Origin of the sequence: Sapientia aquatica (assembly GCF_004358105.1) — a bacterium.
GTDB classification, from domain to species: domain Bacteria; phylum Pseudomonadota; class Gammaproteobacteria; order Burkholderiales; family Burkholderiaceae_D; genus Solimicrobium; species Solimicrobium aquaticum.
The window spans coordinates 28,335-51,247 of record NZ_SMYL01000002.1 but is presented as its reverse complement, the minus strand read 5'-3'; the positions used below and the strand labels follow the sequence as shown (position 1 = coordinate 51,247).

22 protein-coding genes are annotated in these 22,913 nt (G+C 48.2%); 13 read left to right on the top strand and 9 right to left on the bottom strand.

The annotated features are described in order from the left end of the window. The first annotated feature begins 72 nt into the window (after positions 1-72). A complete protein-coding gene (locus E2I14_RS04385; protein ID WP_133325853.1) occupies positions 73-471 on the top strand; it encodes a YgiW/YdeI family stress tolerance OB fold protein in 399 nt (132 codons plus the stop codon). A 55-nt stretch (positions 472-526) separates the two neighbouring features. On the opposite strand, the gene E2I14_RS04380 is transcribed toward E2I14_RS04385, so the two are convergent. From E2I14_RS04380 to def, 3 genes are all read right to left on the bottom strand, one after another. Next, a complete protein-coding gene (locus tag E2I14_RS04380) occupies positions 527-2,833 on the bottom strand; it encodes an OPT family oligopeptide transporter (protein WP_133325851.1) in 2,307 nt (768 codons plus the stop codon). Positions 2,834-3,023: 190 nt separating this feature from the next. Further along, entirely contained in the window at positions 3,024-3,230 is a 207-nt protein-coding gene (locus E2I14_RS04375) for a DUF1653 domain-containing protein (protein ID WP_133325849.1), read from the bottom strand. Between the two features lie 93 nt (positions 3,231-3,323). After that, positions 3,324-3,863, bottom strand: coding sequence for a peptide deformylase (gene def, locus E2I14_RS04370; protein WP_133325847.1), 540 nt, complete (start codon positions 3,861-3,863; stop codon positions 3,324-3,326). Positions 3,864-4,247: 384 nt separating this feature from the next. Between def and E2I14_RS04365 the strand changes: the two genes are divergently transcribed. The 5 genes from E2I14_RS04365 to E2I14_RS04345 are packed head-to-tail and all read left to right on the top strand — an operon-like array spanning position 4,248 to position 6,975. After that, the gene (locus tag E2I14_RS04365; protein WP_133325845.1) at positions 4,248-4,520 is read left to right on the top strand and encodes a BufA1 family periplasmic bufferin-type metallophore; all 273 of its coding nucleotides are present in this window, start codon (positions 4,248-4,250) and stop codon (positions 4,518-4,520) included. A gap of 28 nt (positions 4,521-4,548) precedes the next feature. After that, on the top strand, positions 4,549-5,421 hold the full coding sequence (gene bufB, locus E2I14_RS04360) for an MNIO family bufferin maturase (RefSeq protein ID WP_227544590.1): 873 nt from the start codon (positions 4,549-4,551) through the stop codon (positions 5,419-5,421). Next, positions 5,406-6,209: an HvfC/BufC N-terminal domain-containing protein gene (locus E2I14_RS04355; protein WP_165967746.1), complete on the top strand. Its 804-nt coding sequence runs from the start codon at positions 5,406-5,408 to the stop codon at positions 6,207-6,209. Before bufB ends, E2I14_RS04355 begins: the two co-directional genes overlap by 16 nt. Continuing rightward, positions 6,206-6,679, top strand: a complete 474-nt coding sequence (locus E2I14_RS04350; RefSeq protein ID WP_133325841.1) for a DoxX family protein — start codon at positions 6,206-6,208, stop codon at positions 6,677-6,679. The genes E2I14_RS04355 and E2I14_RS04350 overlap by 4 nt, the downstream gene beginning before the upstream one ends. 59 nt (positions 6,680-6,738) lie before the next feature. Further along, a complete protein-coding gene (locus E2I14_RS04345) occupies positions 6,739-6,975 on the top strand; it encodes an RNA-binding S4 domain-containing protein (RefSeq protein ID WP_406675698.1) in 237 nt (78 codons plus the stop codon). Positions 6,976-7,080: 105 nt separating this feature from the next. Here the strand turns inward: E2I14_RS04345 and E2I14_RS04340 are convergent, their stop codons facing one another. Further along, entirely contained in the window at positions 7,081-7,281 is a 201-nt protein-coding gene (locus E2I14_RS04340; RefSeq protein WP_133325839.1) for a hypothetical protein, read from the bottom strand. A gap of 230 nt (positions 7,282-7,511) precedes the next feature. Continuing rightward, positions 7,512-8,018, bottom strand: a complete 507-nt coding sequence (locus E2I14_RS04335) for an FKBP-type peptidyl-prolyl cis-trans isomerase (protein ID WP_133325837.1) — start codon at positions 8,016-8,018, stop codon at positions 7,512-7,514. Positions 8,019-8,361: 343 nt separating this feature from the next. Between E2I14_RS04335 and E2I14_RS04330 the strand changes: the two genes are divergently transcribed. The 3 genes from E2I14_RS04330 to E2I14_RS04325 are packed head-to-tail and all read left to right on the top strand — an operon-like array spanning position 8,362 to position 11,765. Continuing rightward, the gene (locus E2I14_RS04330; RefSeq protein WP_133325835.1) at positions 8,362-9,339 is read left to right on the top strand and encodes a quinone oxidoreductase family protein; all 978 of its coding nucleotides are present in this window, start codon (positions 8,362-8,364) and stop codon (positions 9,337-9,339) included. 18 nt (positions 9,340-9,357) lie between these two features. Beyond that, the gene (locus E2I14_RS19250) at positions 9,358-9,507 is read left to right on the top strand and encodes a hypothetical protein (protein WP_165967745.1); all 150 of its coding nucleotides are present in this window, start codon (positions 9,358-9,360) and stop codon (positions 9,505-9,507) included. A gap of 44 nt (positions 9,508-9,551) precedes the next feature. Further along, on the top strand, positions 9,552-11,765 hold the full coding sequence (locus E2I14_RS04325) for a DUF1631 family protein (protein ID WP_133325833.1): 2,214 nt from the start codon (positions 9,552-9,554) through the stop codon (positions 11,763-11,765). Between the two features lie 72 nt (positions 11,766-11,837). Here E2I14_RS04325 and E2I14_RS04320 read toward each other — a convergent pair whose 3' ends face one another. Continuing rightward, positions 11,838-12,407, bottom strand: coding sequence for a DUF4136 domain-containing protein (locus E2I14_RS04320; protein WP_165967744.1), 570 nt, complete (start codon positions 12,405-12,407; stop codon positions 11,838-11,840). 186 nt (positions 12,408-12,593) lie between these two features. On the opposite strand from E2I14_RS04320, the gene pepN reads away from it, so the two are divergent. Together pepN and E2I14_RS04310 are read left to right on the top strand one after the other, a co-directional pair. After that, positions 12,594-15,296, top strand: coding sequence for an aminopeptidase N (gene pepN, locus E2I14_RS04315; protein WP_133325829.1), 2,703 nt, complete (start codon positions 12,594-12,596; stop codon positions 15,294-15,296). 63 nt (positions 15,297-15,359) lie between these two features. Continuing rightward, positions 15,360-16,364, top strand: coding sequence for a class 1 fructose-bisphosphatase (locus E2I14_RS04310; RefSeq protein ID WP_133325827.1), 1,005 nt, complete (start codon positions 15,360-15,362; stop codon positions 16,362-16,364). A 107-nt stretch (positions 16,365-16,471) separates the two neighbouring features. On the opposite strand, the gene E2I14_RS04305 is transcribed toward E2I14_RS04310, so the two are convergent. The 3 genes from E2I14_RS04305 to lptF are packed head-to-tail and all read right to left on the bottom strand — an operon-like array spanning position 16,472 to position 19,142. Continuing rightward, entirely contained in the window at positions 16,472-16,861 is a 390-nt protein-coding gene (locus E2I14_RS04305; RefSeq protein WP_133325825.1) for a sirohydrochlorin chelatase, read from the bottom strand. Beyond that, positions 16,858-17,994: an LPS export ABC transporter permease LptG gene (gene lptG, locus E2I14_RS04300; RefSeq protein ID WP_133327065.1), complete on the bottom strand. Its 1,137-nt coding sequence runs from the start codon at positions 17,992-17,994 to the stop codon at positions 16,858-16,860. Before lptG ends, E2I14_RS04305 begins: the two co-directional genes overlap by 4 nt. After that, complete coding sequence (gene lptF, locus E2I14_RS04295; protein WP_133325823.1) at positions 17,994-19,142, bottom strand: LPS export ABC transporter permease LptF; 1,149 nt, start codon at positions 19,140-19,142, stop codon at positions 17,994-17,996. Before lptF ends, lptG begins: the two co-directional genes overlap by 1 nt. A gap of 59 nt (positions 19,143-19,201) precedes the next feature. Here lptF and E2I14_RS04290 point away from each other — a divergent pair, with 59 nt between their 5' ends. Both E2I14_RS04290 and E2I14_RS04285 read left to right on the top strand, forming a co-directional pair. After that, on the top strand, positions 19,202-20,731 hold the full coding sequence (locus E2I14_RS04290) for a leucyl aminopeptidase (RefSeq protein WP_133325821.1): 1,530 nt from the start codon (positions 19,202-19,204) through the stop codon (positions 20,729-20,731). A 402-nt stretch (positions 20,732-21,133) separates the two neighbouring features. Beyond that, positions 21,134-22,906: a methyl-accepting chemotaxis protein gene (locus tag E2I14_RS04285; RefSeq protein ID WP_133325819.1), complete on the top strand. Its 1,773-nt coding sequence runs from the start codon at positions 21,134-21,136 to the stop codon at positions 22,904-22,906. Positions 22,907-22,913: the final 7 nt, after the last annotated feature.

Genomic DNA, 22,913 nt, shown 5'->3' with positions numbered 1-22,913 from the left:
TATTGTCACTTACCATTAAAGCCCCCTGCTAAATCCGCTTAAGCGCGGTCAGGTTTTTATCGAAGGAGCTCTATGAAACCAATCCACATAATCTTGCTTGGCATTCTCGCCGCCAGTTCCAGCGCCGTGTTCGCGCAAACCTATACCGGCCCAACCGAATCTGCCAAATCAGCTCAGCATTACACCGGTCCATCCTCCCCGCCAGTCATGACTGTCAAACAATTATTGGCCGATGGGCGGGACGATCAATATGTCACTTTGGTCGGTAAAATTATTCGCCACACAGGCGGCGAACATTATGTTTTTTCCGATGGCAGCGGCGAAATTAATGTTGAGATTGACGCAAAATATTTTCCTAAACAAGTGTCGATAGACGATAAAGTTCAAGTTCAATTGCAGGGTGAATTTGATCGAAAACACTTTGGCAAATCCGAATTCGATGTGCAACAAGTAATCACGATTGTTAAATAAAAAAAATGCAGCCAATGTTGAGTTGGCTGCATTTTTTCATGTCACGTTTTTAAAACTAAGATACGGCGACTTCTTTCTTCTCACGTCCTACCCAATACAGCAGCAAAACGATCACCGCATAGGGCAACATAGATAAATAGTCCGCATTTGCGCCCTCAAAGAATGGATTATGTAGCGTTGACCATTCCGTTAGACGCTCATCAAAAGGCGTCATAACGCTAACGCCTGCGGTAATGGCGATCAAGATTCCCGCTAACGCTCCGCCAGCAATATAACCGGAAGCCAACAATACGCCCGGACTGCGGTCGCCATTGGCTTGTTTTTCGTCGTCGCTCAAATGCTGATTTTTTTCCATTTTGTTGCTACGTCGATCGACCAACCAACGAATCATTCCACCGACGAACAAGGGCATGGAGGAAGACAGCGGTAAATACACGCCGACTGCAAAAGCCAAGGAAGGAATGCCCGACATTTCCAGAATCACCGCGATCATCACGCCAAATAACACCAATTCCCACGGCAATTGGCGATCTAGAATTCCTTTGATGATGTAGGACATCAAGACCGCTTTGGGCGCGTCAAATTTTTTGACTTCGGTGCCATCGGGACGCTTAGTATGCGTGCCGTTGATGCCCGGATCAACCAAATAAACGAGCTTACCGGATTGATCAACCAAGTACTTGCCTGATGGACCGCCGACATCATCGACTTTGTGCCAAACCAAATAGGTATTGGGATCGGTCTCGGCTTGCGGACCTTTCAAGGTCGCTTTGTCGGTCAAGGTACGGGCATCCACCACCACGCCGGGTGCGACTTGGGCCGCAGGAACATAGACCGTTGCAGAGTCATTGAGCGACAGCAAAATCGGTCCCAAGATTAGGGCCGACGACAACGCGCCAACCAGAATCGCATATTGTTGCAGACGCGGTGTAGAGCCGACTAAGAATCCAGTTTTTAAATCTTGCGAGGTTGTACCGGCATTGCTGGACGCGATACACACAATCGCGCCGACCGATAACGCAGTAACGTAATAGGCATTGCCCGTCCAGCCCATTAGTAAAAAAATCAAACACGTAAACAGCAAAGTCGCCACGGTGATGCCAGAAATTGGATTAGAGGAAGAACCAATTTCGCCAGTTAAGCGCGACGAGACCGTCGAAAATAAAAATCCAAATACCAAGATCAATAAGGCACCCAACAAATTCATGTGTAGCGGCGTTGCCAGGGTGATCGCGGTGATAATCACTAAACCACCGATGAGCACCCATTTCATAGGAATGTCTTGATCGGTGCGCAACGCAACACCGCTAGTTGGATTAACAGCGGACGTAGCTTTGGATGGCAGCGATAAGCCCGATAAGCCCGCCTTCAAGCTGCGCCAAATCGTTGGCAAGGCACGCACCAAACTCACCAAGCCGCCCGTCGCCACCGCGCCCGCGCCAATATACAAAACGTAGGCACTGCGAATTTCATCTGGCCCCATTTGGCTAATAAGTTTCAAACCCGGTGCCACCGGAACGCTGAGTGCGTCACCAAAAAATTTAATCATTGGAATGATTAACAGATAGGACATCACGCCGCCTGCGGCCATGACTGAGGCAATTTTTGGCCCGATGATGTAGCCCACGCCGAGCAACTCGGGCGACACTTCCGCACCGATCGAACCCGCTTTTAACGGCGCACCGAATACAACTTGCGGCGTGTCTTTCCAGCCTTTGAAGGCCACGTTAATACATTTGTAGAGTAGGCCAATTCCAAACCCGCCAAAAATAGTCAGGGCACGTTTATTGTCGGCTTTGAGTTCGGCTTCGTTGGCGGCTGCATCGCCGGGTTTAACCAAACCAGCGGCAACCCGTGATGTTTCGGTCGCAGCCGCTTTTAACACTTCGGCGCAGGCCGTGCCTTCGGGGTATTTCAGTTCTTTATGCTGCTCAACTATCATGGTGCGGCGCATTGGGATCATCATCAAAATCCCTAACAAGCCACCCAACACGCCAACCAACATGACACGGGTGATTTCCAGATCAAAACCTAAAATCAAAATCGCTGGCATAGTCACGCCCAAACCAAACGCGATGGATTCACCGGCCGAACCTGCCGTTTGGGTAATGCTGTTTTCTAAGATGGATGAATCTTTAAATCCGACTTGTTTAAACATGCGAAACACAGTAATCGCAATCACCGCCACCGGAATCGACGCACTAACGGTCAAACCGACTTTGAGCACTAAGTACAGCGAGGACGCACCAAAAATCATCCCGAGCACAACGCCCATTAAAACAGCGCGAAAACTAAATTCTGGCAACTGGGCTTCGGCAGGAATGTAAGGCTTCACCACATTAGATTGAGAGGAATTAGACATGGCCACATTGAGTAAAAACTGAGCGAATCAGCGAAGCCGAAACTATCGCATAACGTTGATTTGAAAGAAAGAAGTTAATCGCAATTTGAATTAAAAACTGCTGCGCTGTTGCGGGCAGATACATGGACTCGCGCGCCGCACAATTGTGCAGTGCATGAATGCGTTGGCAGAGTTAGGAGAGTTAGCGCAGTTAGGAGTCGGACGACTCAATTAAAGCAAAGCGCGGGATTTTTTGGCCTTCGTGCTCAATTTCTTCAAAGAACACGCTTTCAGGCCGCGTCCAAATCGTACCGTTGGCGGAGCGATACACCACCATTTGCACGCTGGGGTCGGACTCCAACGTGGCGTTGCACACCCATTCGTAAATACCGCCTTTAAAATGTTTGTATTTTTTCATGGCATCTCGATTTAACTATATAGATAGCAAAAATCCCGAATTGAACGCATTGTTGTTCAAGTCGGGATATACAGTTCAAGCAGCAATGCAAAGTTATTCACCGCCCGCTTCACGTCCGGGAAACAGCACTTCGGTGTAGCCAAACTGGGTAAAGTCTTTCACCCGCATTGGGTACAAAGTACCCCACAAATGATCGCATTCGTGCTGCACTACACGCGCATGGAAATCATCCACTTCGCGCATAATCTTGTTGCCGTCCGGATCAAAGCCTTCGTACCGAATGCGTGACCAACGCGGCACCATGCCGCGCAAACCGGGAACCGATAAACAACCTTCCCAACCGTCTTCTTGACTGTCGTCTAGCGGTGTAATGACGGGATTAATCAACACCGTTTGTGGCACCGAAGGCGCATCGGGATAACGATCGCTATCTTCAAAGCCAAACAACACCAATTGCAAATCCACCCCAATTTGCGGCGCGGCCAAGCCAACACCATCGGCGGCGTGCATGGTATCGAACATGTCAGCGATTAATTGCTTTAATTCTGAAGAACCAAACATCTCAGTTGGCACAAGTTGGGCTGTGCGCAGTAGGCGCGGGTCGCCCATTTTTAATATGTCGCGAATAGTCATAGCAAATAAAAGAGATCAGGAAATCAACGAAGCCAGAGGATAGCAGATCAGGGCCAAACGCATGATCAAATCTGTTGAGCGCGATGGCATTCTCGCTTGAGCCCCTGTTTAATAGTAGACAACTCGCCAATTGACTACGTTATTGACGCGATATTAATAGTTATTTTTTCAACTTAAAAAGATATTTAAATCGCCAAAAAGTCACACTGTTTGCAGTTCTCGAAATCTTTTTTAAGAAAAATTAAAAAAAAATAGATTTCGCTGTAAGGAAACATAGAATAACTCCGACTATCACTCAGTACCTTGATTTAGCATTCAGCCATTCACTGAGGTTAGTTAGGGTCAATTCGATTTACTTTCATTAATCAATTTCTGGAGAATAGTATGACTAAGAATAACGCCTTGATCGCCGTCGCATTAGCAGGTTTGATGAGTTCTGGTATCGCCGCCGCAGCTGACACTGCTGGTGCAAAAATGGAAAAATGCTATGGCGTTGCCAAAGCTGGTCAAAACGATTGCGCTAGCAAAACTGGCGGCCATGCTTGCGCAGGTCAATCCAAAAAAGACATGAGCCCAGCTGATTGGAAAAATGTTCCAGCCGGTACTTGCGCTTCCATGGGCGGCAAATTGGACGAAGCCAAACCAGCAGCGAAGTAATCAATACCCGTATTGAGAGAACAACATCGTGAGTCACTCCAACGACAAATTGACGTTTCCGGCGCTAGGTTATGGCGTCGGATTACGGACCCAGCATTATCGGGATTTTTTGCGACAACGCCCCAGTATCGACTGGCTGGAAGTTCATTCAGAAAATTACTTTGGCGTTGGAGTTGACTTGGATGTGCTGGACAATTTGCGCGCTGATTACCCCATCAGCATGCACGGAGTTGGCTTGGGAATTGGTTCGGCGCACGGCTACTCGTTAGAACACGTGGCAAAGATCAAAGCGCTGGCGGAACGAATTCAACCCGCGTTAATTTCTGAACACTTGTGCTGGGCTTCCGTCGCTGGGCGGCACTTAAATGATTTATTACCGCTGCCTTTAATAAAGACCGCACTGACTTTAATCAGCGAGCGCGTCGATCATCTGCAAAACACCTTGCAGCAGCGCGTCATGCTGGAAAATGTTTCTAGCTATGTGCGCTTTGCATGCGATGAAATGAGCGAAACCGAATTTTTATCGCAGTTGGTCAAACGCACCGGCTGCGGGATTTTGTTGGACATTAACAATCTGTATGTCAATCAAGCCAACCACGCCGAATCGGCGCAGCAAGCGTTGGCGATGTTGCAGCAATTGCCGCCAGGCTGCATTGGTGAGCTGCATTTGGCGGGACATTTGGTGACCGATACAGGTTTGGTGGACACGCACGGCTGTCGGGTTGATCCAGCGGTTTGGGCCTTGTACAAGGAAGCGCGTCGGCTGTTTGGCGCGCACATTCCGACCTTGATTGAATGGGATACCGACATTCCCGAATTGGATGTCTTGCTCGACGAAGCGAACCAAGCGAAACAGCGTACCGAACAGGTTTTGAAGGAGCAATCATGCGCGCTGATTTGAGTTTGCTGCAACACGATTTTGCCGCCGCGTTGGTCAATGTCGAGATGGTGCAACCTGCTTTGGCGATGTTTAAGGGCGATCCGGCACTCAACATCGAGCGTTTCGCCCAATACCGCGGCAGCATCATCAGCTTGTGGCAGCAAACCTTGAGCAATGCTTTTCCCGTTTTGCGGCAATTGCTTGGGGACGATTTCTTCGATAATGTAGCGCGCGTTTTTGGTGAAAAACATCCTTCCCAAAGCGGTAATTTAGCCGAGTTCGGCCAGCAATTACCACGCTTTATTGAAGAGCTGGACAGTTGCCGACCTTATCCGTATTTGGGCGACGTGGCGCGGCTCGAATGGCTGGTGCATCAAGCGCATTACTTGCAGCATCGAGCGCCTGCAACCTTGGCGGATTTGGTGAACTTTCCGCCCGAACGATTAGCCGATGTGCGCATTACGCTGCAACCTTGTTGCTCCCTGCTAACGTCGGATTGGGCCGTTGCGGATATTTGGCACGCACATCAAGACAGCCCAGTCACGCTGCCCCATGAATTATCCAAGCCAAGCGCTTGTTTAGTTTGGCGAGCTGATTGGCAAACCAACTGGCATGTGCAAGTTAGCGAATTAACTCGCGCTAATTACGCGGCATTGAGCAGCTTGGCGTCCGGCAAAAATCTTGGTCATGCGTTGGAAGCGGCAATGGAACTTGATCCTGAATTTGATGTGCAAACAGCGTTAGCTGATTGGTTTACCAAACAAATTTTTAGCAACTTAGCGCTTCCTCACTTAACGGTAATCTCATGAAAAATTTATTAACACTGCATCAATTCAGCACGCGCTTTGATGAAGCTATCAGTGCTTGGGGCGGCGCTTTATTGTTACTCGTCTTGCGCGTTTATGTCGGCTGGCAGTTTTTGCATTCCGGCTTGATTAAGCTGCAAAACTGGCCCGGCACCTTGGAATTATTCCACACCGAATACCACGTTCCGCTTTTGCCGCCGGATTTGGCGGCCTACATGGGGGCAGGTGGTGAGCTGTTTTTGCCGTGCTTATTGTTCGTTGGCCTATTCTCGCGCCCTGCTGCCCTTGGATTATTAGGCGTGAATGCGATGGCGGTGATCTCGTATCCGCAGTTATTTGAATTCGAATGTCCCGCTGCGATCAATGATCATTTTTATTGGACGATTTTGCTATTGGTGGTCGTTGTATTTGGTGCTGGACGCTTTTCGGTGGACGCTTTGTTGGGCAAACTTGCGCCTAAAACGACGGCATAAAGTCGAGTCGAGTTGGGTATAATTCTGCCCTTGAGAATAACAAGTACAGAAAGTGCACCATGAAGAACGCGATCCAACAACTGCAGTTTGAACTGACCGAAGACTATATCGAGATCAATAATTTGCTCAAAGTCATGGGCATAGTCGATAGCGGCGGCGCGGGGAAAATGCTGGTGGCGCAGGGCAATGTGAAGGTCGATGGTCAACAAGAATTGCGCAAAACCGCCAAAATTCGCGCCAATCAAATGGTTAGTCTTGGTAATGTACGCATTAAAGTGCTTGCAAAATCGAGCTAATTAGGTCGTCGCAGGGCCAGAATTCCATGCTGAATTCACAATAAAAAAGACCGGTAATTACCGGTCTTTTTTGCATTCATCACACTAACTGACATCAATCCCAGATTAAGCGTGGTGTTTTTTAGCCGATTTCTTGTGGCCGGACTTCTTGTGACTGGCTTTAGTGTGCTTAGCATGTTTGCTATGTTTAGCATGATGCGCGTGATGCGCGCCGGTTGAAGTTGCTGGAGCTTGTGCAAATGCACTACCCAGTGCAAAAGTCGATGCAAAACACAGAGTTGCAACTAAAGCGATAATTTTTTTCATGGTAATTCCTTGGGAAGCGCGGAGCTATTGACACTCACAAACGGACTGATTAACTAAAAACTAAAACGGTGTAACTAGGCAATATTTTAACATACTAGGGCATATTTTCGGCTTTGTGGCCTCAGGAAGGGCGGATTTATTGAAGCCAAAAATATACTGTTAAATCGATGGGGATGTTACGCAAAAAAATACCGCTCAGTTGCAAGCGGCATTTTCTAAGCAATCGACCTTTACGGGATGCTCACCAAGGTCACTACAAATACTAAAGCAGAATTTGGTGGGATAGCGCTAGCTGGAGGAGCGCAAGCACCGTAGGCCAATGCTGCGGGGATCGTGATGATACGAGTGCCGCCCACTTTCAACGCATTGGCAGTACCAGCGCCAACTAACAAGCCTTGATCAAATCCAGTAATAAAGTTACCCACACCAATGGCTGCGCCAGTTTGCGAATACGTTGGCTGGAAAACCGCTCCTTCGTTATTCGTGCTACCAGCATTGTATAAATAGCCCGTCACCGTCAACGTAGCGGTGTTACCAGCAGCCAGCGCGGCACCAGTTCCAACCGTGGTATCGGTAACGGTCAATGCAGTCACCGCCGCCGAACCGGAAGTAGAGCTAGAACCACCAGCGCAAGACGAGGTGCTCGAACCTGCTGAGCTACCACTACTACCTCCACCGCACGCCGCCATCGCTAGCGTAAGAAACATCCCAACAACTGCCAGTAATAATTTTTTCATATGGTCTCTTCATAAATATTGCAAATAAGCGGCAAAGTATAAAATACGTAGTTGCCGCACCGCAATCACATATACAAATTTCCACAATTCAATAGTCTCTGCCGCAACAAACGGAGTTCGATCGCCTACAATGGGCGGGTTTTATTGTTAGAACAGCCAAATTCGCCGGGCAGATGTAGTGCTTACTCGCTTTTGTTGCATTCTGTAACGACATTGTTGACAATGACTGCTGTATAGTTTCCACAAGGAAAGATACCGCTTTTGTAAAACAGCTGTTCAGCCGACTTTTAGGTACTACACTAGAATGATTGACTGACAGCATTTTTATTAAAAAGAGGACGACATGAACAAAGTAGTGCGCATTACCCAAACCGGCGGCGCCGAAGTGATGCAAATAGTGGATGTGCCAGTGGGCGCTCCCTCGGCAGGCGAAGTGCTAATCAAGCACAAAGCGGTCGGCTTAAATTACATCGATGTGTATTTCCGCACCGGTTTATACAAGCAAGTGCTGCCAGCCGGCTTAGGCATGGAAGGTGCAGGAATTGTGGAAGCCGTTGGCGCTGGGGTGACTCAGTTTAAGGTAGGTGATCGTGTCGCGTATGCTGGCGGGCCACCGGGTGCGTATGCCGAACGCCGCATTATTAACGCCAGCGTGCTGGTCAAACTGCCTGAATTCATTAGTTTTGAGACCGCCGCTGCGGTGATGTTGCAGGGCTTAACAGTTCAGTACTTGTTCCGTCGCACCTTTAAAGTTCGCCCAGGACAAACGATTTTGTTCCACGCGGCAGCCGGTGGGGTTGGATTGTTAGCTTGCCAATGGGCTAGAGCGTTGGGTGTAAAAATGATCGGCACGGTCAGTAACGACAACAAGGGTGAGCTGGCCAAAGCCAATGGTTGCGCGCATGTAATTAATTATGTCGAAGAAGATTTTGTGACCAAAGTCGATGAAATCACTCAAGGAAAAGGCGTTCCCGTCGTTTATGACTCTATCGGCAAAGATACTTTTTTACGGTCGTTGGATTGCTTATCGCCGTTAGGCATGATGGTTAGTTTTGGCAGTTCCTCTGGCGCTGCGCCAGATTTTAGTTTGAATGAATTATCGAGTCGCGGCTCGCTATTTATCACCCGCCCATCGCTCATGCATTACACAGCGGAGCGCTCTGAGCTGGATTTAATGGCGGCTGAATTATTTGCCATGCTGGAAGCCAAAAAATTAACCGTCAATATTAATCAGCGTTATGCCTTGGACGATGTCGCGCGCGCCCATCAAGATTTAGAGCGCCGCAAGACCACCGGCAGTAGTATCTTGTTAATCGATTAATTGAATGGCACACCAACTATGGATCAGCAAAAAGTAGCAACTGAGCGTCAAACCCAGCAATCGAGCGATGATGGCAAACCCAAATTCGGTCGCTTGCTGTTGGTGTTGATCTTCGCAGTATTTTTAATTGGCGTCATCACCTGGGCTACCGAGCTTTATTGGTCATAAGCCAATAACAACCCGATACAAAAATTGAACTGGTTTCCATTGAAATGATTACCGAAAAACCATCTGCCACCAAAGGCATGTCGCAATCAAGCCGGATTTTGATTTTACAAAGTCTGATTCCGATTGCGACCAGTTTAACGGCCACGCAACTTGAAGGTTTCACTCTGCGTTTGGGTGAGGCTTTATTCAAATTATCAGACCAATCGGTGCGCCCAGAAGAAGCCAATATCAGCTTCCACTCCTACAACCACATCAAGAAAAATAGCTCGGCGTTTTATCGCTTAGCATCGAGCAAACTCAGCGAATTATTTGCCCGCGAAGTCCGTATTCTCGAAAAAGGCCATCAGCAGCGCCAGTTGGAAGACGATGCCTCATTGGCCTTGGTGACCTTCGATGAGATGGAGAACAAGGTATTGCTCGAAACCTTGACGCAAGCGGTCGAGCTGGACAATGCCGACGAGTTAGTTAAGCTCAATTTACGTATCAGCCATCTGCTCAAAATCGATCAGATGAGCGTCAAAACCAACCCTTTCCGCCCCGAAGTTTTTTTAAAGGCGATCTACAAAGCATGGTGCGAATTTGAACCGGTATCGGACTCGCACCATTTAATGTTGCGCATCATGCGCCCTGAGATTTTCTTGCAATTGAATCCGATCCTGCGCGAACTCAATAACGCGCTAAAAGATCGCGGCATTTTGCCCAAAGATACCGATCTCTATAAATTCAACAAACACAAACAATCCCCTGCTTCGGCTTCGTCCACGCTATCCAAAAAGCAAACCGTTGATCCGTTTTTTGAAAGCAAAATCAAAGGGATTTTGTACGCCAATCAGCCCACTGAAGGTGAGCAACAGCTCAATCCCAACGATTTCGGCGCACCCAATTCAAATGGCAACGGCAGTGGCAGCAACTACTCTAGTAATCATGGCGCTGCCAACGCAGGTGCAAACCCAGGCAGCCAATCAGGAGCGGGAACGCCCGGCACGATCACGATTGATCGCGCCTTTTTTGAGTACCTAACCGGTATTCAATCAAAAACCGTTCAGATCGGCTCTGAAAACCACAATGCCACCACTTTGCGCGGCATTGTTGACCAAGCGCCGGTCAACACCATCAGCCAAATTGATTCGAACACGATTGGTTTGTTGGCCAAGATTTTTGACTTTGTTTTTTCCGATCCGCACATTCCTGCCGATTTAAAAAGTCTGATTGGGCAACTGCAAATCCCCACACTCAAAGCCGCGTTAATTGATCGAGAGTTCTTCTTTAAGCAAACCCACCCCGCACGGGTCTTGATCGACACGCTGGCCAAATCCAGCGTCACATGGAATCCAGATAAAGGCGTTGACGATCCGCTCTATAAAATGATCGCCAAAACGGTAGAACGCGTTCAAAACGAGTTCGATCAACAGCTAGAATTATTTACCGATGTTGCCGCCGATTTAACGCAATTCATCGAAGAAGAAGAACGCATTTCTGAGAAGGCTTTAGAAGAGCCGATTGCGCAAGCCATCCAACAAGAAAAAATCCGCCAAGCGCGTGAACTAGCCAGCAACGATGTCGCAGCGCGCACCGACACCGGCGAAGTAGCGGGTTTTATCGAATCGTTTTTAGAGCAGCAATGGGTCAATATTTTGGTCTTGGCGCACACCGTTAAAGAGCAAAAGCCGCAGGCCTTGGAGCGCACGCTCAAGACCATGGACGATTTGATTTGGAGCGTCAAACCCAAAAACAGCGTTGAAGAACGGCATGAATTAGTCAACAAATTGCCGGCGCTATTGAGCTCATTAAATACGTGGCTCAATGCGATTAAATGGGAAGATCCAAGCCGTGTAATTTTCTTCTCAAAACTGGCCGAACGTCACGCCAGCATTGCCCGCGCTCCGCTCGAAGTATCGGCTCGTCGCCAAGTTGAATTGGCGGTCAACGTAGCGCAAAAAGCAAGCGAACGCAGCATGCAAAAGAGTCGGATGGATCACAGTATTCCCGATCAATTCGTGTTCTTCATCGATCAAATTGAGCGTGGCAATTGGTTTGATTTCACCCGCAATAACGGCTCGGTGGTGCGCTTTAAATTGGCTTGGGTCAGCCCACGTCGCAGCCGCTTTATTTTCACCAATCGCCAAGGACACGATGCGTTTTCGATTTCATCGGAAGAGTTGATTGAAATTTTCCGTTCCGGTCGCGCAGTCTTAATTAGCGACGATCCAGTGGTGGAACGTGCATTGCAAGCAGTGTTGGATGAACGTTCTGAATAAGCACTAATTATTTAACCGCCCATAAAAAAAGCCTGACTGCTGTCAGGCTTTTTTATTGAACAGCACTATCAATTATTGATGTATTGGCAAAGTCACTGTCTCGGTCGTGCCGTTTTTACCGGGGAAATTTTGGAAGGCGCTGTCGAGCAAATATTCCATGCTCAACGACAACTCAGGATTAGCACTCAACAAGCGGCTACGCACGGTGTAAATCGCTTTACCGTCTGCAACTCGGCTAATCGAAACCTGAGCTTCATGCAAGAACACGGTGTCCACAGAGGTCGTCCATCCAGAACCATAATAAGGCCCATGACGGAAACCATATGGCCCATAGAATGGCGTAGGTTGCAACGAGCTAGCTACGGTCGCCGTCGTGCCATAGTTGAGCGACACTTTTAAGGCTGGATCTTTGTTCACCATTGTGAAACCGCGGTGCTGTAATTCTTGGTTCAACTGGGTGACATAGCTGCTAAATTCGAGATTATTTGATTGCTCTGGAGTCGCTTCAACCATATACGTTTTGTTGGTTTCTGCGCCGGTCAGAGTATGAAATACAGTAACGTTACTAGTTACGCCGGGCGCTGCGCAGCCGCTCAATAATGCTGTGATGGCAATAACGCCCAAAATCAAACTTCTTTTCACGATCTTCTCCTTAAAACAATTATTATTCATGATCCTACATAAAACAGTTCACAATGTTTCATTTTGTAAATAAATGAAGCCTATTTTTAGCTGGCTGGGCTAATTCGGGTCGAATTTTATCTGCTTACGCCACGACATTGGTAGAATATTAGCCTTGCCCCAACACAATCATACTTATAAACAAATATGCGCACTGACAACAATATCACGATATTCCGTAAAGATTACACGCCCCCCAGTTTTTGGGTAGATACCGTTGAAATGGGATTTGATCTCGATCCCAAAGCAACTCACGTAACAACGCGCACCACGCTCAGAAGGAATACCGACAGCAAAGAAAAAGAATTGGTGTTGTTCGGTGAAGGATTGAAGCTAGTGCAAATCCGCATGAACGGACAAAAGCTGGCGCGCACCGCTTACCAAATCGATAAACATTCGTTGCGTATTTTTAACCCACCGGACAACATCACGTTAGACATCGAAACACAAATCAATCCGATCAAAAATACCTCATTGAACGGCTTGTACGTATCTAACGGTAATTTCTTCACCCAATGCGAAGCCGAAGGTTTCCGCAAGATTACTTACTTCCAAGACCGCCCCGATGTGATGGCCAAATACACGGTCATGTTGCGCGCGGACAAAAAGAAATATCCGGTGCTGCTGTCCAACGGCAATTTGATAGAAGAAGGCAAATTAAGCGGCGGACGTCATTACGCTAAATGGGAAGATCCGTTTAAAAAGCCTTCCTATTTATTTGCTTTAGTGGCCGGAAAACTGGTCTGCCAAGAAGAAAAAATCAAGCTCAAATCAGGTCGTAAAGCTTTGTTACAGGTTTGGGTCGAAAAAGGCAATCTGGATAAGACCCAGCACGCGATGGACTCTTTGCAGAATAGTATTTTCTGGGACGAGCAACGCTTTGGTTTGGAATTGGACTTAGACCGTTTCATGATCGTGGCGGTATCGGATTTCAACATGGGCGCCATGGAGAACAAAGGCCTCAATATTTTCAACACCAAATACGTGTTAGCCAACGCCAAAGTGGCGACCGACGCGGATTATGCTGGTATTGAATCAGTGGTCGGACACGAATATTTCCACAACTGGACTGGTAATCGGGTTACCTGCCGCGACTGGTTCCAATTGTCACTCAAAGAAGGCTTGACCGTTTTCCGCGATCAAGAATTTTCCGCCGACATGATAGGCACCAATAGCGGCCGCGCCGTCAACCGAATTGCCGACGTGCGTATGTTGCGCCAAGCTCAATTCCCCGAAGACGCAGGTCCAATGTCGCATCCGGTGCGCCCAGAATCCTACGTTGAAATCAACAATTTCTACAGCGTGACCGTGTACGAAAAAGGCGCTGAAGTCGTTCGTATGTACTACACCTTGCTGGGCCACGAAGGCTTTAGAAAAGGCATGGATTTGTACTTCAAACGTCATGACGAACAAGCTGTGACCTGTGACGATTTCCGCGCTGCGATGGCCGATGCTAATGGTCGTGATTTGACCCAATTTGAACGTTGGTACAGCCAAGCCGGTACACCGCGCCTAAAAGTCAGCACCACTTACGACGCCGCCAAGAAAACTTATGAAATCAGCTTCACCCAATCTTGCCCAGCAACAGCCGGACAATCTAAAAAGCTGCCCTTCCATATCCCTGTCGCGGTTGGTTTATTAAACGCTGCTGGTCAAGACATGTCGCTAAAGTGCCAAGAGCAAGCCAATCCAACCGATAGCACAACGCTGGTATTGGAAGTCACCAAGGCCAAGCAAGTATTCCATTTCACCAATGTAAAAGAACGTCCAACGCCATCGATTTTGCGTAACTTCTCGGCGCCAGTGGAAGTGGAAATCAACTACAGCGACGAAGACTTAGCCCATCTGTTAGCGCACGATAGCGACGCCTTTAATCGTTGGGAAGCCGGTCAGCGTTTGGCGATGCGCCGTTTATTGAAACTCACCGCTGCGGTGCAAGCCGGTAAGCCGTTAGAACTCGACACGATGTTCATCGATGCGTTAAGCAAAACGCTCAACGATACGACGCTTGATGCTGCTTTCCGCGAACAGGTATTGACGTTACCGTCTGCGACCAACATCGCTGAGCAATTAAAAGTGATCGACCCGCACGCGATTCAAACAGCCCGTCATTTCATGCGTAGCGAAATCACGCGTCATTTAAAGGACGATTTGCTGACTGCTTATGAGAGCAATTTGACCAACGGAAAATACAGCCCAGACGCTGAATCTACTGGCAAACGCGCTTTGAAAAACTTAGCACTTTCGTACTTGCAAGAATGGCCGCAAGACAGCACGTTCGATTTAGCGCATATTCAATACAAAAACGCCAAGAACATGACTGATCGGATTGGCGCGTTATCGAGCATGATTAACGCCGCGATTCTGAGCCAAAAAGATAGCGCGTCAAAGTCTGCCCGCAAAGCCGCTCAGCTTGCCCTTGACGGTGCATTAAAAGATTTCTACAACGCGTTTAAAAACGAGGCGCTCGTCATCGATAAATGGTTCACGCTGCAAGGCAGCGCTGCGAGTACCGATGTCAAAAAAATGCGTCAGTTATTGAAGCATCCAGCCTTCACCCTTACCAACCCGAATCGCGCACGCAGTTTGATTTTCGCTTTCTGCAACGCCAACCCAGCGCAATTTCATGCGGCTGATGGCAGCGGTTACGCGCTGTGGGCTGATCTGGTGATTCAACTCAATGCGATTAATCCACAAGTCGCCGCGCGTTTGGCACGTAGTTTAGATCGCTGGAAGAAATACACGCCAGCTCTGCAAGAACATATGAAGACAGCCTTGGAAAAAGTAGCGTCGGCGAAAAACATCTCGAAAGACGTATTAGAAATTATCAACAAGGCGCTCGCTGCATAAATTAACTTGACCGAGTTGAGTTGACCAAATCAATTCAACCCGCCTTACTTTGTGAAAGAAATTATGAAACGCATTAGCCTGACGCAATATCTCGTTGAGGAACAACGCCTCAACAACAACATTCCGGCCGAATTACGACTATTGATTGAAGTCGTCGCGCGCGCTTGTAAAACGATTAGCCACGCCGTTGGCAAAGGTGCTTTGGGTGAGGTGTTAGGTTCCGCCGAAACCGAAAACATTCAAGGCGAAGTACAAAAGAAATTGGACATTTTATCCAATGAAATTCTGTTGGAAGCCAACGAATGGGGCGGTCATTTGGCGGCCATGGCGTCCGAGGAAATGGAGTCAATTCACTTGATTCCGAATCGCTATCCTAAGGGCGAATACATGTTGTTGTTTGATCCATTGGATGGCTCGTCCAACATCGACGTCAATGTGACAATCGGTACGATTTTTTCCGTGATCAAAGCGCCGGAAGGCATGGCAACACCTACCGAACAAGATTTCTTGCAAGCGGGTTCCAAACAAGTGGCTGCGGGTTATGCAATTTATGGCCCGCAAACCATGTTCGTGCTGACCACTGGACAAGGCGTCAATTGCTTTACCTTGGACCGCGAAATGGGTTCTTGGGTGCTAACACAGCGCAATATGACTATCCCTGAAGACACCCAGGAATACGCCATCAACGCTTCCAACTCCCGCCATTGGTATCCACCTGTGACGCGCTATATCGATGAATTATTGGCTGGCACAACGGGTCCGCGCGGGAAGAATTTCAATATGCGTTGGATTGCGGCGATGGTGACTGACGTGCACCGCATTTTAAATCGCGGCGGCATCTTCATGTATCCGGCAGATGCGCGTGAACCGGACAAGGCAGGTAAGTTGCGTTTGATGTACGAAGCCAATCCGATGTCGATGTTGATCGAGCAAGCAGGCGGCGCATCGACTAACGGCAAACAACGGATTTTGGATATTCAACCTGAAAAACTCCATCAACGAGTGGCTGTATTTTTAGGCTCTAAAAATGAAGTGGAGCGTGTCACTTCGTACCACTTGGAAAAATAAATCAGAGAAACGCGGCGATTTAAATGTAGTCGCCGCTGTTTAGATGAAAAAAACGCCTAGTTGTGAAACTAGGCGTTTTTTATGCGCTGAACAATTCAACTGAGCTACTAAAGTTGAGCAATACAGACGTCGGCAATCGCTTTCAATACTTGTTCATCTTCCCCAATGGCGGGCGCTAACGTAAAACGCACTTGCGGATAATCTGCCGATAGCTGGGTAATTAGTTCTGGCAAATCACGTCGCACATGTCCGCCCTGGCCTAAAAAAATTGGCACCACCGTTACCGCCGCAACCTGCTGTTGCACTAAATGCGCGATTAATTCCGGCAGGCTCGGCGTCATCAACTCTAAAAACGCTTGATGCACTAGCACGTCGCCAGATACTTGCTTAGAGACGATTTGTTGCAGCCGTTGCAGTGGCTCAGCCCAACGTGGATCGCGCGCGCCGTGTGCGAACAGGATTAAAGCCTGTTGGGACTTTTCAGCTTGAGTCGTCATGTATTCTCTACCCACCACAACGCCGCCATGGCAGCGCCTAAAAATAGCAAGCTCGGCAACACCGCGGTCACGAATGGCGGCCAAGTATGCAGCAATCCAATGTGCGCAAATACGTTATTGAGCAGATAGAACACCACACCGATCATGATGCCCGCAAAAATTTTCAAACTTACGCCGCCGGAACGGAAGTGCAAGAAGGCGAACGGCAATGCCAACGCCATCATGACAAATACCGCAAAGGGATAAATGATTTTTTTCCAAAATGCGATTTCGAATTTCTCAGCGCTTTGTTTGTTGTCGAGCAGGTGTTTGGAATACAGCGCCAAGTCATAAGCCGACATGCGATCGGTATCGTTGTCCGCAGAAGACGCTAATAAAATGGCTGGGGTAATTTCAGAAATCAAATCCAGCGTAGGTAATTCTTTGACGACCACCGGAGTCATTTCAGAGTCGTTTAACGATTCGGGGAAATAGGTTTCCTCAACATGGTTTAAACGCCAAACTGAGCCGCCCTGATAGGACGCCGATTCGGCCTTAACCTGCTTGGTTAAGCGGAACTGTAAATCTAAGTCGTAGTAGGTAATTCCAACGAGCTTTCCGCCCAGATCAACTACATTCACGTTCAAAAAACGGGAACCGATGACGCCACCGGTCAGTCCTTGCGAACGAATCAAATCTTTGGTCCATAAGCCAGACTGAAAATCTTGCTTATGGGCGCTTGGCATGACGCTAATTTTATATTTCTCCGCCATTTTAAAGGTGTACGGCGCGAAAATTTCGCCAAATATAAACGTCAAGACAACAAAGATTGCGCCGATTTTTAACAACATCGTAATCGCTTGTTGGGTCGAAAAACCCGAGACGCGCATGATGGTAAATTCAGAGCGCTGCGCAAATTGGGCCATGACAAATATCGTGCCGATGAGCGCCGCCAAAGGCATGTATTCATAGACATTACCCGGAGTACCTAATGCCACGTAATACAGCGCATTAAAAATAGTGTAGCCGCCGACACCAACGCTTTTGACTTCATTAACAATATCAAAAAACGCCAACAAAGCGACGAAGGCCAACAAGACGAACAATACAGAGCGGATAATTTCGCGGGCAAAATATTTTTCTAAGGTGTTCATCATTGCGCGGCTCCTGCGACAGTTTTACATGCAGGGTCCGATTTCTTCCTAATTAAGGCCGACCAAATTCGCAGTGGATGGAATCGATTATTAACGTTGAGGCGCCAAGCGAATAACACGACAATTAAGACGATACAAACCAAATGCACCGGCCACCAAGCCATCAACAATGACGCTTTGGATTGTTTGACCCAAGCTTGCGATACCAGCACCATGTTGTAATAGAACACGCATAAAAACAGTGCCAACAAGAAGTTAGCCGAGCGTCCCGAACGCGGATTTACATAACCCAAGGGCACCGCTAATAACATCAATAAAATACCCATAATCGGCAGCGAAATACGCCATAAAAATTCACCTAAATTAATGGGATTTGGATCTGCTAACAACTCTAGAGTACTTAATGATTCCGATTTTCTTTCCACAATTAATGCTCGGTTTTCTTCGTCCACCAAAACGCCATAACGATCAAATTGCATCATTTGAAAATCAGTCTGGTTTGGTGCGCCATCGTAGCGCCGCCCTTGATGCATGATCAAAAATTTATCACCAAATTTATCGACCACCATTTCACCTTCTTTGGCGATGACCACACTATGGCGATTGTTTTGGATAGTATTGACGAAAATGTTTTGCACTCGGGATAAGTCGCCCGCTATACCTTCAACGAAAAATACCCGCTCACGCGAGGACGACTCTTGAAATTTGCCGGGCGACACGCGCGCGATGTCGGAGCGTTGCTCAAATCGATCGGTATATTCTTGGCTATGCTGGTTAGCCCACGGCGTCACCACGCACGACATCAGGGCGGTCAAAATAAACAAGGGCGTGGCAAAGCGCACAATCGGCCCGACCCAATCGGCCAAGCTCACACCGGACGCAAACCAAACCACCATTTCTGAATCTTGATACGTGCGCGTGATCACCATGAGCACGGCAATAAATCCGGTCAACACAATAATAATTGGTAATAAATTCAGCGCAGCAAAACCAATTAAGGTAAACACATCATCAGAGTTGACCTTACCGTTGGCCGCCATACCCAAAATTTTGATTGGTCTAACCGTGATGGCAATGGTGAAGAGAATCGTGAAGACAGCACTAGCTGTACTTGCCAACTCACGTTGAAGAGCGCGCTTAAAAATCATGGGAGGGGCTATAATTGCGAGTTAGTACGAATTAACCAAATATTAAAGAGGAGAAACACGTGGACTTTAGCACAAAACCCATTGACGCAAAAAGTAACTTCACAAGCAGCAAAACTGCTTGCATCGTGGTTGGTATCTACGAAAATAAGAAATTGACACCAGAAGCAGAAGCTCTTAATGCGCAAGGCGCGATCGCTGCAGTCTTAAAATCCGGTGACATTACTGGCAAGGTTGGCAGCACCTTGGTTTTGCGCCAAGTTGCCGGAGTCGCCGCAGAACGTGTTGTTTTGGTTGGTTTGGGCGCCGCACCTGCCGCAAAATCGTCTGGCAAAATTAGCAATACCACCTTTACCAAAGTCGCCCAATCCATCGCCAATGTGCTCGCCGGCTTGTCCGCCGCTGATGCAATCATCACAGTCACTTTGCACGCTGAACATCTCAACGCGGCGATTCGCAGTGTTGTATTAGCGATTCGCGCCAGCGCCTATCGCGCCGATGGTTTAAAAAGCAAGCCTGAAGTCATCACCACTGGCGTCAGCAAAATCGCCCTATCAATCCACAGCGCTGACCAAGCGGCTGCCAAACTGAGTTTGGCGCAAAGCATCGCTCTGGCTAACGGAATTGATTTGACCAAAAATTTAGCCGATTTACCGGGCAACTTCTGCACTCCTACTTATTTAGCGAACGCAGCTAAAAAGATTGCTAGCGAATTCAATGCCACCACATCCAAAATCAGCGCGGAGATTTTAGATCGCAAACAATGCCAAGCCTTAAAAATGGGCAGCTTTTTGTCGGTCACAAACGGCAGCGATGAGCCACCTAAATTTATCGTTCTCAAACACATGGGCGGCAAGGCCAAAGATGCTCCGGTGGTATTGGTCGGTAAAGGCATTACTTTTGACTCCGGCGGGATTTCCTTAAAAGCTGGCGCTGGCATGGATGAAATGAAATACGACATGGGCGGCGCTGCCTCTGTGTTGGGAACCATGCGCGCAATTGCTGAGTTAAAACTCAAGCTCAACGTGATCGCTGTTATTCCTTCCTGCGAAAACATGCCGAATGGCCGCGCAACCAAACCGGGCGATATCGTCACATCGATGTCCGGTCAAACCATTGAGATTTTGAACACGGATGCTGAAGGCCGTTTAATCTTGTGCGACGCCTTAACCTACGCTGAACGCTTTAACCCAGCCGCCGTGGTCGATGTGGCGACCTTGACTGGTGCTTGCATCACGTCCTTGGGTCACCATAATTCTGGCTTGTTCACCCGCCACGATGCCGCCCACGATGAATTGGCCAATGAATTGTTAGCCGCTGGTATCGATACCGGTGACACCGCTTGGCGTATGCCAATTGGCGAAGCCTACAACGAACAACTCAAATCCAATTTTGCCGATATGGCAAATATTGGCGGTTCGGCAGCCGGCAGCATCACCGCGGCGTGTTTCTTGGAGCGCTTCACTAAGAAATATACCTGGGCGCATTTGGATATTGCTGGCACAGCGTGGAAATCCGGTTCGGCCAAAGGTGCAACGGGCCGCCCGGTTTCACTCTTAACAACATTCTTAATTAACCGCGCGGCAAATTGAACTTAATGCAGCAATTCTAAATTTGCACCCGCCGAGCAAAACTTCTTCCTTTGCTCACAATGTTAAACCACCGCTGTCATTTCTGATCGCGGTGGTTTTTTACTTTCTGATGTCCACTTTCACGCACGCTTCCCTCTTATTTCATTGATAAAGCAGAAATTAATTTCACTTTTTACCGAAGATGGTCATTTCTTTATTGAAATTAAAATTTTGCGTTCTAAGATGAAATCTCGTAGTCATGATCGTAAAAAAATATTTTTCGCTTAACAACATTTCTTATTTGTTCGAACAGCGAAATTAACACCATACGCAACACCAACTTGTCATTCAGTCTTCTTATCGTTAATGCCAAGTCATTTGCTCAGATAAGATTTTTTTAATTCTTTGGACACAAACAAAAATATGAATCTCTCAAAAATAAAAGTGGGGAAACGCTTAGGCCTAGGATTTGCTCTTGTGCTTGCATTTTTGATTGTCGTGACATTGCTCGGCATTACGCGAATGTCACAGATTCAGGACCGACTTGATAAAGTGGTTTCTGTCAGCAATGTTGAAGTTCGGTTAATCATCGAAATGCGCGCTATCGTGTACGACCGCATGGTGTCGTTACGTAACCTGACGTTGCTGACCGATGCCGATGACATGGCTCCCGAAATCGCCAAAATCAAAGAGCAATCCGACAAATACGGCGCAGCCCGGGATAAGCTGGCCAAAATGCTCGATAGCGACAGTGGCACCACAGCGGAAGAAAAAACGCTGCTCGCCAAATTGAAAGAACAAGAAACCGCCGCCGCCCAATTACCGGAAAAAGCCCAAGCATTAGGGTTAGCTAATAATCCTGAAGTGGCAACGGTCACGTTAATCAAAAAGCTGCGTCCCGTGCAGAAAAAATGGCTAGACGCGCTCGATGAGATGACTGCCTTGGAAGACAAGCTCAATGAAAGTGCCGCGAAAGACGCCAGCGCGGCGTTTGGCACAGCACGCACGTTGATGTTGGTGTTAGGTGCCTTAGCCGTAGTCGCCGGTGCTGTGGCTGCCTCACTCATTACCCGCAGCATCCTGGTGCAATTAGGTGGCGAGCCAGAATATGCCAGCCAAATTGCGAGCCAAATTGCCGCTGGTGACCTCGCCGCCAAAATTGAAACCAAGCCGGGCGATACCACCAGCCTGATTGCCGAAATGAGCACAATGCGCGACAGCTTGGTCAACATTGTCGGTCAAGTGCGGGTGCGTACCGATACGATTGCGACTGCTTCGAGCGAGATCGCGATGGGTAACTTGGATCTTTCTTCGCGCACTGAACAACAAGCTAGCTCGTTAGAAAAAACCTCGTCCGCGATGAAAGAGTTGACCAAGACCGTCAAACTCAACGCCGACAATGCACGTGAAGCAAATCAATTGGCTTTGTCTGCCTCGGAAGTGGCGCGCCACGGCGGCACGGTCGTTGCCCAAGTGGTTGATACGATGAGCTCGATTAACGAGTCGGCCAAAAAGATTGAAGACATTATTAGCGTCATCGATGGTATCGCTTTCCAAACCAATATCTTGGCTTTAAACGCCGCCGTTGAAGCAGCCCGTGCAGGTGAACAAGGCCGTGGCTTTGCGGTGGTGGCGTCCGAAGTGCGTAATCTGGCACAACGCAGCGCCGTAGCTGCCAAAGAAATTAAAGGCTTAATTACCACGTCGGTCGAAAAAGTCGAAATCGGTAGCAAATTGGTCGGCCAAGCCGGTGTGACAATTAATCAAATTGTCTCCAGCGTTAAGCATGTGACCGAAATCATTTCTGAAATCAGCCATGCCAGCCAAGACCAAAGCTCTGATATTGAAGGTATCAACCATTCTGTGATCGATATGGATGGCATGACCCAGCAAAACGCCGCCTTGGTTGAAGAAGCCGCCGCCGCTGCCCAAAGCTTGCAAGATCAGGCTTCTGAGTTAGCCAAAGTGGTCAGCATCTTCAAATTGAGTTCCAACAGCACGGTCAATATCGGCAAAAAGCCAGCGACCAGCGCCACCGTCGTTGCAGCACAACCCGCCGCTAAAGCCCGACCAAACGTCAAGCCAATGCAAGTCAAGGCCAAGGCAACCAGCTCGGTAAAATCGCTGCCGCCAGCGCCGAAACCAGCGCCCAAGAAAAGCGCGGCGGTAGATAACAACGATTGGGAAGAGTTCTGACCAATCC